The 13,491-nt window shown below is 70.6% G+C and carries 12 protein-coding genes; 2 read left to right on the top strand and 10 right to left on the bottom strand.

Annotated features, from left to right (window positions below; genetic code table 11):
• Nucleotides 1-57: 57 nt before the first annotated feature.
• The 3 genes from AB0G52_RS32090 to AB0G52_RS32080 form a co-directional block, all read right to left on the bottom strand.
• Nucleotides 58-561, bottom strand: a complete 504-nt coding sequence (locus AB0G52_RS32090) for a GNAT family N-acetyltransferase (RefSeq protein ID WP_361341161.1) — start codon at nt 559-561, stop codon at nt 58-60.
• A 42-nt stretch (nt 562-603) separates the two neighbouring features.
• On the bottom strand, nt 604-1,212 hold the full coding sequence (locus tag AB0G52_RS32085) for a DUF1349 domain-containing protein (RefSeq protein WP_132886052.1): 609 nt from the start codon (nt 1,210-1,212) through the stop codon (nt 604-606).
• A 69-nt stretch (nt 1,213-1,281) separates the two neighbouring features.
• Nucleotides 1,282-2,811 carry an aldehyde dehydrogenase (NADP(+)) gene (locus tag AB0G52_RS32080; protein WP_132886053.1) on the bottom strand — a complete coding sequence of 510 codons (1,530 nt, stop codon included), beginning with the start codon at nt 2,809-2,811 and terminating at the stop codon, nt 1,282-1,284.
• A gap of 146 nt (nt 2,812-2,957) precedes the next feature.
• Between AB0G52_RS32080 and AB0G52_RS32075 the strand changes: the two genes are divergently transcribed.
• Together AB0G52_RS32075 and AB0G52_RS32070 are read left to right on the top strand one after the other, a co-directional pair.
• Entirely contained in the window at nt 2,958-3,731 is a 774-nt protein-coding gene (locus tag AB0G52_RS32075) for an IclR family transcriptional regulator (RefSeq protein WP_132886054.1), read from the top strand.
• A gap of 81 nt (nt 3,732-3,812) precedes the next feature.
• Nucleotides 3,813-5,267 (top strand): penicillin-binding transpeptidase domain-containing protein, encoded by a 1,455-nt coding sequence (locus tag AB0G52_RS32070; RefSeq protein ID WP_132886055.1) that lies wholly within the window; start codon nt 3,813-3,815, stop codon nt 5,265-5,267.
• Between the two features lie 81 nt (nt 5,268-5,348).
• On the opposite strand, the gene AB0G52_RS32065 is transcribed toward AB0G52_RS32070, so the two are convergent.
• The 7 genes from AB0G52_RS32065 to AB0G52_RS32035 form a co-directional block, all read right to left on the bottom strand.
• A complete protein-coding gene (locus AB0G52_RS32065; protein ID WP_361341156.1) occupies nt 5,349-6,800 on the bottom strand; it encodes an NCS2 family permease in 1,452 nt (483 codons plus the stop codon).
• Between the two features lie 247 nt (nt 6,801-7,047).
• Nucleotides 7,048-7,845, bottom strand: a complete 798-nt coding sequence (locus tag AB0G52_RS32060; RefSeq protein WP_132886057.1) for an HAD family acid phosphatase — start codon at nt 7,843-7,845, stop codon at nt 7,048-7,050.
• Between the two features lie 99 nt (nt 7,846-7,944).
• Nucleotides 7,945-9,057: a pectate lyase gene (locus AB0G52_RS32055; RefSeq protein ID WP_361341153.1), complete on the bottom strand. Its 1,113-nt coding sequence runs from the start codon at nt 9,055-9,057 to the stop codon at nt 7,945-7,947.
• A 22-nt stretch (nt 9,058-9,079) separates the two neighbouring features.
• A complete protein-coding gene (locus tag AB0G52_RS32050) occupies nt 9,080-10,111 on the bottom strand; it encodes a pectinesterase family protein (RefSeq protein WP_361341150.1) in 1,032 nt (343 codons plus the stop codon).
• A 1-nt stretch (nt 10,112) separates the two neighbouring features.
• Complete coding sequence (locus AB0G52_RS32045; protein WP_361341147.1) at nt 10,113-11,231, bottom strand: pectinesterase family protein; 1,119 nt, start codon at nt 11,229-11,231, stop codon at nt 10,113-10,115.
• Nucleotides 11,232-11,343: 112 nt separating this feature from the next.
• Nucleotides 11,344-12,624 (bottom strand): polysaccharide lyase family 1 protein, encoded by a 1,281-nt coding sequence (locus AB0G52_RS32040; protein WP_361341144.1) that lies wholly within the window; start codon nt 12,622-12,624, stop codon nt 11,344-11,346.
• 53 nt (nt 12,625-12,677) lie between these two features.
• Complete coding sequence (locus AB0G52_RS32035) at nt 12,678-13,448, bottom strand: rhamnogalacturonan acetylesterase (RefSeq protein WP_361341141.1); 771 nt, start codon at nt 13,446-13,448, stop codon at nt 12,678-12,680.
• Between the last annotated feature and the right edge of the window lie 43 nt (nt 13,449-13,491).

Below are 13,491 nucleotides of genomic sequence, written 5' to 3'. Positions count from 1 at the left end.
CTTCGGCTCTCCAGGTAGTAAAGGTCGTCCAGTACCTGAACCTTCAACCAGTCCACTTCATTCCCCGCCGACCGCGAAGCGCAGGTACAGATGGTGGTCGCCCTCGGCGGCCGGGTGGTCCGGGTCCGGCACCCAGCCGAGGCGGGCGTAGAAGGCCTGGGCCCGCCGGTTGCCGGCATGCACGTCCAGGACGGCCGTCCGTCTCCCGTCGGCCTGCCACTGCTCCACGCAGGCGGCGTGCAGAGCGCGGCCGATCCCGGCCCCCCAGTGGCCGGGATCGACGTGGAACTGGAACAGCTTGACCGTCCCGGCGGGGCCGTCCTCGAGGGCGCGGAAGGAAGCGATGCCGACGATCTCGCCCGCCTCGACCGCGCACAGCACCTGGCCGTCGCGGCGGGCCACGGCACCACGCCAGGCCGCCGTCCAGTCGGTCCCGTCGTCCGGCAGGCCGTCCGGGTAGTACGTCGACCGGGCCCGGCGGTGCAGCGCGGCGATGTTCTCCACCTCGGCGGGCAGCGCGGTCCGGATGACGCGAGGGGCGTGCACGTGGTCACTGGTCATGCGACGGATGACGGGCCCGCGGGCGCCCCCGGTTCCTCCCCGTCAGCTTCCGTCGCGCAGGTCGTTCGGCCAGCCCGGCCTGAACTCGATGTGGTCGTACGTCACCACGCAGCCCTCGCCGAGCGGCGACTGGGTCATGAAGCCGACCAGTGCCGCGTCCGTCTCCTTCTCACCGCCGAGCGTGAAGAGGCGGACGAAGGTCCACTTCCGGCCATCGCGGGAGGCGTGGAAGGCCAGTGCCCGGCCGGTGCGGCTGATCCGCAGCCAGACCGAACTGCCGTCCACCGTGAAGGCGTTGGAGTCGTCGGAGTGACCCCGGGTGACCACCGTGCAGACAGTGGGCACGTCCGGGGAGTTCTCCAGGCAGAGCTTGGCCCAGGCCCGGTCGCCGACGTGGACGTACAGCACACCGGCGTCGAAGGCGGCACCGAACCCGACGGTGACCCGGGCGATCAGCTGGAAGTCCCCTTCGGGCGCCCCCAGCAGCCGGGGCGCGTCCGAGGCGGGTTCGAGCGCCTCCCCGGTGGGCGGCACGAACCGGTCCTGGCGCGCCCCGGCCCACCCGGTGAGCACACCGTCCTCATAGAACCAGTGTCCGTCGGGCCCGTAGGTGCGGAGGGAGAAAGGGAGTTCGGGAAGTTCCAGGTCCATGGTCGGATTGTGTCAGGAGCATGCACCCCGAAGGGGTCGCCGGGGGTCCCCCCGGGCCCCGCCCCGCCGTTACCGCTCCAGCACCCCGTTGAACCGCCGCGGAAGCCCCAGCGGGTTCTCGTCCCGGAGCTCCGCGGGCAACAGAGCCGCCGGCGCCCCCTGGTACGCCACCGGCCGCAGCCACCGCTCGATGGCCGTACCGCCCACGGACGTGGACGTGGACGTCGTCGCCGGGTAGGGACCCCCGTGGTGCTGGGCCGGAGCCACGGCGACCCCCGTCGGCCATCCGTTGACCAGCACGCGCCCGGCCAGCGGCGTCAGTTCCGCGAGGACCTCCGCACCGAGCCCCTCCCCCGCGGCCTCCTCGGCGGACAGGTGGACCGTCGCCGTGAGGTTCCCCGGCAGCCGCGACAGCACCGCCGTCGCCTCGTCACGGTCCTCGTAACGCACCACCACGGTCACCGGCCCGAAGCACTCCTCCAGGAGCAGGTCGTACGCGCCCGCCCGGGCCAGTCGGTCCGCCGCGACCGAGAGGAACCCCGCGCTGACGGTGTGCTCGCCCCCCGCCCCGGGCGTCACCGGGCTCTCCACGTCGGGGAGTTCGGCGCGCTCGGCGACCCCGGCGAGGAAGTTGTCCCGCATCCGGTGGTCGAGGAGCACGCCCGCGTCGGTGTCGCTGACCGCGTCCGTGAGGGACTTGACCAGCCCGTCCCCCGCGGCGCCCGACGGCACCAGCACCAGGCCGGGCTTCACGCAGAACTGTCCGACGCCCAGCGTCATCGAACCGGCGAGCCCGGCGCCGATCTCGCCACCGCGCTCGGCGGCCGCGGCCTCGGTGACGAGGACCGGGTTCAGGGAGCCCAGTTCGCCGTGGAAGGGGATCGGGACCGGACGCGCGGCGGCGGCGTCGAACAGCGCCCGCCCGCCGCGGACCGAACCGGTGAAGCCGGCCGCGGCGATCAGCGGGTGCCTGATCAGTTCGAGACCGGCCTCGAAGCCGTGCACGAGACCGACCACGGCCTCCGGCACGCCGTGCTCGGCGGCGGCCCGGCGCAGCACCTTCGCGACCAGCTCGGACAGCGCCGGGTGGTCGGGGTGGGCCTTGACGACCACCGGGTTGCCGGCGGCCAGCGCGCTCGCGGTGTCACCCCCGGCGACCGAGAAGGCGAACGGGAAGTTGGAGGCCGAGTAGACGGCGACGACACCCAGCGGGACCTTGTAGCGGCGCAGGTCCGGGATGGGCGGGGTGGCGGTGGGGTCGGGGTGGTTGATGACGACGTCGAGGAAGGCGCCCTCGTCCACGATGTCCGCGAAGGCCCGCAGCTGGTAGGCGGTGCGGGCGAGTTCGCCGGTGAGCCGGACCGGGCCGAGCGCGGTCTCCGCGTCGGCGGCCTCGACCAGGCGGTCCTTGGCCGCTTCGAGTCCGGCGGCGGCCGAGCGCAGGAAGGCGGCGCGGACGGTGCGGTCGGCGAGGGAGCCGCGTGCCGCGTGCGCGGCCGTGACGACGGCGTCCACCTCCTCGGCTGTGGCCTCCACCGCAACCTGTTCGCGCTGCTTCCCGGTGCGCGGGTCGACACTCCAGACTGGTGCTGCTGCCACCGCGGGTCCCTCCATGAGTTGCGTTCTGCCGCAGTATCCGGGTCATTCACCAGGGACGTTCGATATACTGAACGCTGTCTCTGATGATGAATATGCTGTCGGAGACTATATCTTCGGTTTCCCGTCCAACGAAGGGGTCAAGGGCGATGGCGGCAGGCGAGACAGGCGGCGGGGCGCAGGTCAAGTCCGCGGTGCGGACCGTGGAATTGCTCGAGTACTTCGCCGGCCGCCCCGGTATGCACTCCCTCGCGGCGGTCCAGGAGGCCGTCGGATATCCCAAGTCCAGCCTCTACATGCTGCTGCGCACCCTGGTGGAGCTGGGCTGGGTGGAGACGGACGCGACCGGCACCCGGTACGGCATCGGGGTGCGGGCGCTGCTGGTCGGCACGTCCTACATCGACGGCGACGAGGTGGTCGCGGCGGCCCGCCCGACCCTGGACCGGCTCTCCGACGACACCACGGAGACCATCCACCTGGCGCGCCTGGACGGCACCAACGTGGTCTACCTGGCCACCCGCCAGTCCCAGCACTACCTGCGCCCCTTCACCCGGGTCGGCCGCCGTCTGCCCGCCCACTCCACCTCCCTCGGCAAGGCGCTGCTCGCCACCCACACCGACGAACAGGTCCGCAAGCTGCTGCCGGAGACGCTGCCCGCGCTCACCGAGCACACCCTCACCGACCGCGAGAAGCTCATCGAGGAGCTCCACCAGATCCGCGAGCAGGGCTTCTCGGTCGACCGCGAGGAGAACACGCTGGGCCTGCGCTGCTTCGGCGTGGCGATCCCCTACCGCACCCCGGCCCGCGACGCGATCAGCTGCTCGGTCCCGGTGGCCCGGCTGACCCCCGCCCACGAGCAGATGATCAAGGACGCCCTCTTCGACGCCCGGGACCGGCTGACCCTGGCGACGCGACGGCTCTGACCGGCGTCCGCATGAGCGGACGATGAGAATTCCACGGCGACGGGAACGCGCGCCCCGCTTTCGCTCGTCTGTCTGAGCGGGATGAACAAGACGATCAGGCGGGCGTCCGTCTTCACACTGCTGCTCGTGCTCGCCCTGCTGGGCAGGGCGACATGGGTGCAGTTCTACGACGGTCAGGCCCTCGCGGACGACAAGTACAACCGGCGGAACGCGATCCAGACGTATTCTCAGCCGCTCGGGAACATCATCGTGGCCGGTGACGCGATCACCGGCTCGGCACGGACGTCGGGCAGCGACCTCGCGTACAAGCGCACCTACACGGCCGGCAAGCTGTACGCGGCGGTGACGGGATATGCCTCGCAGAGCTATGCCCCGACCCAGTTGGAGGGCATCTACCAGGACCTGCTCAACGGCACCGACAACCGCCTGAAGACGGTGATGGACACGCTCACCGGACAGCGCGCCGACCCGGGCAACGTGATCACCACGATCGACCCGGACGTCCAGAAGGCGGCCTACCGGGCGCTCGGCGACAAGAAGGGCGGGGCCGTCGCGATCGACCCGAAGACCGGCAGGATCCTGGCGGTCGTGTCCACCCCGTCGTACGACCCCGACACGCTCACCGCCGCGAACACCGCCGGCGCGGCCTGGAAGTCGCTGAACGCCGACGCGGACAAACCGCTCACCAACCGGGCGCTGCGCCAGCCGCTGCCGCCGGGCTCGACGTTCAAGCTGGTCGTCGCGGCGGCCGCCCTGGAGGACGGGCTCTACAAGAACGTCGACGTCAAGACGGTCAGCCCGGTCCCGTACACCCTGCCGGGCACCACGACCCCGCTGAAGAACGAGAGCACCACCGCGCCCTGCCCGAACGCGTCGATCCGGGTGGCCCTGCAGTACTCCTGCAACAACGTCTTCGGCAAGATGGCCGTCGACCTCGGCCAGGACAAGGTGCGGGCGATGGCCGAGAAGTTCGGCTTCGACGACAGCAAGCTGGACATCCCCGTACGGGCCTACGCCAGCGTCTACCCCAAGGACATGGACAAGGCCCAGACCGGCCTCTCCGGCATCGGGCAGTTCGACGTCACCGCGACCCCGCTCCAGATGGCCATGGTGTCGGCCGCCATCGCCGACGACGGCAAGCTGGTCTCCCCGCACATGGTCTCCCAGATCACCGACAGCGGCGGCGACGTGCTCAAGAACTACGACGACGACACCAGCACCGAGCGGATCGTCAGCTCGTCCACGGCGGAGCAGCTCCAGTCCGCGATGCAGACGGTCATCGAGCAGGGCACGGGCACGAACGCGCGGATCGCCGGGGTCACGGTGGGCGGCAAGACGGGCACCGCCCAGCACGGTGAGAACAACAGCAAGACGCCGTACGCCTGGTTCACCTCGTACGGCAAGTCGAACAGTACCGGCAAGGAGGTCGCGGTGGCGGTGATGGTCGAACAGTCCGACGCGGCGAGGTCCGAGGTCAGCGGCAACGGCCTGGCGGCGCCCGTCGCCAAGGCGATGATGCGGGCGGCGTTGAAGTGACGCCCCGAGCAGGAGCGCCCTTCAGGGGCGCGGGGCGGTGGTCCCTGTGCGGCTACCGCCCCGCGGGCGCGACCGGCTTCCCTACTTCACCCCCAGCACCTGCTCCACCGGGTCGATGGCGAAGTACACCAGGAACAGCGCCGACACCACCCACAGCAGCCGGCTGACCTCCTTCGCCTTCCCCAGCACCGCCTTGATCACCACGTACGCCAGGAACCCGGCCCCGATGCCGTCCGTGATCGAGTAGGTGAACGGCATCGCGGCGATCGTCAGGAACGCCGGGATCGCGATCTCGTACTTGTCCCAGTCGATGTGCTTGACGTGGGTCATCATCAGGAAGCCGACGGCGATCAGCGCGGGCGCCGCCGCCTGGAGCGGCACGATGGTCAGCAGCGGGGTGAGGAAGAGGGCGAGTCCGAACAGCCCCCCGGTGACGAGGTTGGCGAACCCGGTGCGGGCGCCCTCCCCCACTCCGGCCGCCGACTCGATGTACGCCGTGTTGGAGGAGGCCGACCCGAGGCCGCCGGCCACCGCCGCCGCCCCGTCGATGAACAGCACCCGCCCGATGCCGGGCACCTGCCCCTTGTCGTCCAGCAGCCCGGCCTCGGCGCTGATGCCGACGATCGTGCCCATGGCGTCGAAGAAGTCGGACAGGATCAGGGTGAAGACCAGCAGGACGGCGGTGAGCACACCGGCCTTGGCGAAGCCGCCGAACAGGCTGAAGTGACCGACGAGCCCGAAGTCGGGCGGCGAGACGATCTTGTCGGGGACCTTCGGCGTGGTCAGGCCCCAGCTCTTGATGTCGGCGACCGAGTTGATGACGATCGCCACGACGGTCATGGTGACGATGCTGATCAGGATCGCGCCCTTCACCTTGCGGGCGACCAGCGCGATGGTCAGGAGCACGCCGGCGCAGAAGACGAGGACCGGCCATCCCGTGAGCCGGCCCACGGCGCCCAGCTGCACCGGCACGGTGGTGTCCGCGGCGTCCGGGATCCGGCTGACGAAGCCGGCGTCGACGAAGCCGATGAACGCGATGAACAGGCCGATGCCGACGCCGATCGCCTGTTTCATCTGCTGCGGGATGGCGTTCATGATCGCCTCGCGCAGTCCGGTCACCACGAGCACGCAGATCAGCAGGCCTTCCAGGACGACCAGGCCCATCGCGTCGGACCAGCTCATCAGGGGTGCCAACTGGAAGGCCACCACGGCGTTGAGGCCGAGCCCGGCCGCGATGGCGAGCGGGAGGTTGCCGCCGACGCCCATGATGATCGTCATCACGCAGGCCACCAGTGCGGTCGCGGTGACGAGTTGACCGGTGTCGAGGGTGTGGCCGAACTTGTCCTTGGCGCTGCCGAGGATGATGGGGTTCAGGACGAGGATGTAGGCCATCGTGAAGAACGTGGCGAAGCCGCCGCGTATCTCCCGGCCGAAGGTGGAGCCCCGTTCGGAGATCCTGAAGAACCGGTCGACGCCGTTCCCGGCAGGCGGCGCGGCGTCCCTCGGCCGGTCCACCTTCTGCGTCTCGGACATGGTCGTACTCCTGAGCGTCGATGTGCGGATGCTGGCTGGATTGTTCCCGCGTCGAACGCGTTTCAGGTTTTCCGCGTGTTACGGAATCGGGCGCACGCACGCCGCGCCTCGGGCAGAGCCCGTTTCCCGGCCCGGGTCGAGCGGGGCGCCGCCCTGCGGCCGGTGGCCGGCTAGATCCGGGGGGGTGGGCGCCACGGCCGCGGTCGCCTCGGCCGTGGAGCCCGCCCCCTGTTGCCGACGACCCCGGTTACGACACGAAGTACGTCGGGTTCGGCAGCTTGTACGTGCGGTCCGCGTAACCGCCGTCCAGGTCCGAGTACTGGTCGCCGAGGTTGGCGACGATGTCGTACCCGAGGTCCTCCTCGATGTGCTTGCGGGTGCCGGACTTGTACTGCACCGTGGTGCAGTTCCAGGTGCCCGGGGTGGCGCAGGCGCTCAGGTAGGACGGCGGGGCGGCCTTGTCCTTGAGGAACATGTGGGCGGCGTCGAGGTTGACGTCGGCGCCGATCTTCTTCAGGTTCTCGACGGCGGCGGTGCGCTGCGCCTCGCTGAGACCGGAGTTGTAGAAGACCTCGACGCCCTTGCTCTGCGCGTACCGGACCAGTTCGGCACTGCCGAAGACGCCGGGCCGGTCGGCCTTGTTGACGTAGTCGGCCCAGGTGGTGCCGTTGTACGTGTAGTTGTAGCGCTTCTCGTAGTCGAGGCTGAGCAGCAGCGTGTCGTCGATGTCGAAGACCACCGCGGGCTTCTCGCCGTGGTGGTGCGCCTTGCGCGCCGCCTTGTCGATCTGGCGCTCGACGGCCGCGTCGATGCGCGCCAGGTCCTTGGCGTACGGGCTGTCCGGGGACGCCTGGTACACGCCGTTGGCGTCGGCGGTGGTGCCGTAGTACGTGTCGATGTCCTTCACCAGGAGCCCGATGTTGTAGGGCTCGTGGGTGGAGTTCGCCGTGGACTGGCCGGCGGTGGCGGCACCGGCGCCGTAGAGGGCGCCTCCGGCGACGGCACAGGAGGCGACGACCGCCGCGATCCGAAGTGACTTATTCATGACAGGAGTTCTACGCGCGTCACCCGGGCGGGCGCGAGACCCGTTGCCCGATCGATACCTCATCGGCGGGCAAAAACCGGGTCAAGCGCCCTGGGCGGCTCAGTTCATCGTCGCGCCGATGGTCGTGCTGCCGGTGGTCAGGAAGGTCGTCGTGGGCAGCGAGCCGTCGGGCTTGCGGGCGTTGTACGCCGTCGAGGCGTCCGTCGACCTGAAGGCGGGGGTGCTGACGCCGCTGTCCCAGTTGTTGCCCGCGGAGACCACGGCGGAGCCCTTGGTGGCGGAGCCGCTGCCGTTGCTCACCGCGAGGTTCTTGCCGAGGCGGGCCGCGCCGGTGGCGAAGTAATAGCCCCACTTGGAGTTGGCGTAGGCGGTGGTGCGGTTGACGGCGATCGCACCGGTGTTGGAGTTCTCGGTGAACCCGTTGCCCGCGTTGCCCCAGGCGGCCGAGTTGTTGACGACGTGCGCGACGGTGACGCCGTTGCCGCCCAGCTTGAAACCGTTGCCGTTGCCCTCGAAGGCGGAGTCGCCCCAGCGGTTGACGCCGTTGCCGAAGGACCAGGTGTGTTCGATGGTGACCGGCGAGGAGAAGGACCAGAGGTCGATCCCGTCGTCCGAGTTGTTGTACAGCCGGGCGCCCGTGACGAGGTTGCCGGTGCCCGAGCCGAACTTGACGGCGACGCCGTCGGCGTTCTGGCCGTGCTCGGCGGCGTCGTAGTTGCCGTAGCTGTCCAGGTTCTTGACGGTGTTGTTCACGGTTCCGTCGCCGGTGAGCGTGAAGCCGGAGTCGCCGCCGTTGATGGTCTTGATGTTCGACCAGTTGGTGCCGGTGCAGGACTGGCAGACGACCGCGCTGTCCGGGGAGTTCTGGAAGGTGATGTCGGAGACGTTCCAGTAGTCCGCGGTCAGTTTGAAGATCCATGAGCCCGAGGGCAGCGACGAGCCGTCGATCTTCACCGTCTCCGAACCGTACGCGGTGAGCGTGACGGGTGCCGACGACGTGCCGTCGACCGTGGACTGGAGGGTGGCCGTCGGGTAGTAGGTGCCGCCGCGCACCTGGATGACCGTGCCGGCGGTGGCGTTCTTGATGGCGTTGGACAGGTCGGCGGAGGTGCCGACCACGACGGTCGCCGCGTGCGCCGGGGTGGCGATCACGGCGAGTCCGAGCGCCGCCGTGGTCGCGGCGAGTGCGGTGAGGGTGCTGAGTCGACGCATGACGTGCGGGTCCTTTCGTCGATCAGGTGGCGGGGGTGTGTCGGGGCGTCCAGTCGCCGAGATACCTCGCGGGGGTGTGCGACGCGGCCTCGGCGGCGGTGAGCTGGGGCCGGTTCCCGGGGACGGTGATCACCGCGCCGGGCCCGGAGTTGCGGTACTCCGCGAACCGCATGGACTGCCAGGGATGGGCGTCCCGCATGTTCGTGTAGGGCGCGACGGGGTCGATGCCGGGGCCGACGAGACTGTCCCGCACGACCAGCGAGGGCCAGGCGGTGGTCTCGTACGACGGCACCCACGGCCGCGCCAGCTTGTACGCGCCGTCCTCCGCGCCGGAGGTGAACCGGGAGCGCACGGCGAGGATGCCGTGCGGGTTGGCACGGGCGGTGGAGGGGGCGAAGACCATCCCCTCGGGGGTGAAGCCGACGTCCCGTGGCAGGGTGTGGAAGTGACAGCGGTCGAACACCGCGGTCGCCCGTCCGAAGACGAAGTCGACGTCGCCCTCGACGTAGCAGCGCCGGAAGCACTGCCGGTCGAAGGCGTCCAGCGTGGTCGTGTCGACGAACAGGGTGTCCTGGTGGGCCAGCAGCCGGACGTTCTCGAAGAGGGTACGGTCGCCGTAGGTGTACGCGGCCACCGCCTGGGTGCCGGTGATCTCGGGGTGGTCGGCGCGCAGCCAGTCGTTGGCCAGGGTCAGGTCCCGGACGGTGAGCCCGGACGCGGCCGAGGTGAAGGTGGCCGAGCCCGCGGTGCCGTAGGTGGTCCCGTCCGGCTTCTTCGTCCCGTTGGCGTGGTCGAAGACGATGACGGCGGCGCACGGATCGCGCAGGGCCCCGCGGATGGTCAACTCCGCGGCCTCCGGCGGCACGCTGACGACCTCGCGGTACGTCCCCGGGTGTATGACGATCGTCCGTCCGGGGCCGTCCACCCTGTCGACGGCCGCCTGGACCGACTCCCCGGGACGGACGTGCAGCACCCGGCGGCCGGACGCGGACGCGGGTCGGGCGGCGGTGAGCAGGGCGCCGGTGGCGCCCGCAAGGAGGGTGCGCCGGCGCATGTCAGCAGTCCTCCTTCCAGGGCTCCCAGTCACCGAGGTACGTCTCGCGCGTCGCCGCCCCGGCTTCGGCGGCGGTGAGCTGGGGCCGGTTCCCGGGGACGGAGATCACGGAGCCCGGCCCGGTGTTGCGGTACTCGGCGAACCGCTGGTTCTGCCATGGATGGGTGTCCGACATGTCGGTGTAGGGAGCCGCCGCGTCGATGCCGGGGCCGAGCCAGGTCTCGCGGACGGTGAGCATCGGACGGGCGGTGGTGTCGGAACCCGGCACCCACGGGCGGGCCAGCTTGTAGCAGGCGTCCGGCGCCGCACTGCTCACCCGGCTCCTGGTCACCAGGTAGCCGCGCGGGTTGGCGACCGCCGTGGAGGGCGCGAAGACGAAGCCGTACGGCGGGGCGGCCAGGTCGGTGCGGTCCAGGGTGCGGAAGTGGCACTGCTCGTACACCGCGGTCGCCCGCCCGAAGACGAAGTCGACGTCGCCCTCGACGTAGCAGCGCGCGAAGTACTGGCGGGCGAAGGTGCCGAGCGCCGTCGAGTCGGCGTACAGGGTGTCCTGGTGGCCGAGGAACCGGCAGTCGGTGAACGCGCTCCGGTCGCCCTGCACCTTGAGGGCGACCGCCTGGGTGCCGGTGATGTCCGGGTGGTCGGCGCGCAGCCAGTCGTTGGCGAAGGTGATCCAGCGGGCGGTGAACCCGTCGGCCTGCACGGTCGTGGTGGCGGAACCGGACGTGCCGTAGGTGCCGCCGCCGGGCTTGGGGGTGCCGTTGGCGCGGTCGAAGACGATCACCACGGCACGGGGGTCCTCGGCGGCACCGATCCAGGTGGCCTCGGTGCGGGCGGTGTCGAGGATCACCGTCTCCCGGTAGACGCCGGGGGCGACGACCAGCGTCCGGCCGCTGCCGGTGGCGGCGGTCACGGCGGCCTGGACGGTGGTGAAGTCGCCGCGCCCGTGCGGGTCGACGTACAGGGTCCCCGGGGTGCGGCGGCGCTCGGGCGACCCGTACCGCCCGAAGGGGCGGCCGGCGGCGTGCGCGGGCAGGGCGGCCAGGCCGAGCGCGGAGCCCGCCCCGGCGCTCGCGAGCAGGAAACCCCGTCTGGACAGGGGGAGGAGGGGCGAGGACATGCGGGTGCTCCTTGCGGACGGAGAGGGACTTGGGGGGTGGCGGTACGTCCTTCGCGGAGGGAGGGGCCGGAGGGGGCCGGGGCGCTGGTGCCCCGGCCCCCTGGCGGCCGGGTCAGCGCAGCCGGCCGGCGCCCGCGCCGCAGTCGACGAGGCGCGGCACGGCCCACGCGGGGTCGATCCCCGTGCGCAGGGTGGGGGTCCAGCCGGCCCCGGACTGCAGGATCTCGCCGGGGACCTGGGCGTTGTGGACGGCGATGAGGTCCGTCAGCTCGCCGTTGACGTAGTTGTCGTCGGCGGTGAGCGGTGCCTCCTTCCACTTCTTCAGGATCGTGCCGGCGCCGACGCCGTCCGGCAGGGTGAACGCGTTGTGCTCGGCGACGAGCTGGGACTCCATGCCGATGCCGTAGCTGTAGCCGTAGCCGTCCTTCGCGACGAAGTGGTTGTCGTAGGAGTCGACCTGCCCGAACCGCACCCGGGGGGCCCGCTCCACCAGGTTGGAGAACAGGTTGTGGTGGAAGGTGGCCCTGAGGTGGCCCCGGTCCACGGCGGCGGTGGCGGCGCTGTCGCTGTTGCCGATCAGGATCGTCTTGTCGTGGTCCTCGAAGACGTTCCAGGAGGCGGTGACGTAGTCGGCGCCCTTGACGATGTCCAGCTCGCCGTCGTGCTGTTCGTAGATCCGCCCGAAATAGGAAGGCAGGGTGCTGTCCGGGTGGTCGCCGTCGGTGAAGGTGTCGTGGTCCATCCAGACATGGGTCGACCCGTAGATCACCGCGCTGTCGTACTCGGAGTTCCAGTTGCCGTCGGCGGTGTCGGTCGGGTCCCACTGCGGGAAGCAGTCGAGGGGGCTCTCGAAGCCCAGGTTGCGGACGATCACGTTGTCGACGGCCTTGATCTGCAGGCTGGCGCCCTTGAAGCCGGCGTCCTTGCCGACGCCGACGATGGTGGTGTTGGCCGGGACGTAGGCCTTGACGTAGGCGTCCTGCCGGGCCTGCGAGGCGCGCCGCAGCCCCTCGGGGCTGTCGTCGGGCTCGTTGTCCAGGTTGGTGGAGCGGCCCCACGCCTCGGGTGAGTACTTCGCCAGGTAGGCGCCGAAGTCGTAGCCGGGCACGGCGAACGAGTCGCAGCTCGGCCCGTCGGCGTCGATCGTGCCCACCACTCTGACGATCTTCGGTGCGCTGCCGCCGTCGGCGAGGGCGGCCTTGAACTGGTCCCAGGTGGTGACGGTGTAGACGTGCGCGGCGTCGGCGGCGGATCCGCCGGTGGTTCCGGTCGTGGTCGAGCCCCAGCCGTCGTGCGCGGCCAGCACCTGCCGGTCGAGCGCGGTCCGGTGCGGGGCGGCGGCCTGGGCGGTCCCGGTCGCGGCCAGCACGAGAGCCGTGCAGCCGGCCAGCATACCTATGACGCGTCCATGACATATATGTGTACGCACTGTGCGGTTCTCCTCGGCTATGCGGGTGGCCAGGTGATCCAGGAAGTCGGGATGTCCTCGTGCAGCCGGACGACGTCGTGCCGGGCGAGCACCCGGGTGCGCAGCAGTTCCCGCGCCACGAGCCGGGCCACCGCGATGGCCCCCGGCGGGTTGAAGTGCGTGTTGTCCTGCTCGGTGCCGGTCCAGTTGAAGTACGTCTTGGTCGCCTCGACGCCCAGCGACTGCCACAGGGCCAGCGACAGCGCCTCGATGTCGAGCAGCGCCACGTGCTCCCGCGCGGCCAGCGCACGCATCGCCGCCGGATAGTCGCCGTGGGTCGGTACGGCGTTGCCGTCGGCGTCGAACCTCCTGCGCTCGACCGGGGTGGCGAGCACCGGCCGGGCGCCGCGCGCCCGTGCTCCCGCGACGTACGTCAGCAGGTACTCCTGGTACGTCGTCCACGGCTCGGTGTACCGGGTGGGATCGGCGCTCTTCTCGTCGTTGTGCGCGAACTGGACGAGCAGCAGATCGTGCGGCCGGAGCGTGGCGAGGATGGCGTCGAGCCGCCCCTCGTCGACGAAGCTCTTCGAACTCCGCCCGTTCACAGCCTGGTTGGAGACGGTGACGTCGTTCCGGAGGAAGAAGGGGAGCGCCGTCCCCCAGCCGGTCTCGGGAGCCTCATCGGCCTGCTTCCGGGCGGCGGTGGAATCACCGGCGACATAGAGGGTTCGAACCCTCTGGGAGGTACGACCCACGAGGGGGACTGCGGCAAGCGCGGCCGAGGTGACCTGTCTACGGGTGAGTGACAAGACCGTGCACCTTTCTGACCTCAGGGGCGCGGGGAACTGCGCG

The organism is Streptomyces sp. NPDC021562 (assembly GCF_040640875.1).
Taxonomy (GTDB): domain Bacteria; phylum Actinomycetota; class Actinomycetes; order Streptomycetales; family Streptomycetaceae; genus Streptomyces.
The sequence above is the reverse complement of the archived record's forward strand: the minus strand, read 5'-3'. Positions and strand labels throughout refer to the sequence as shown.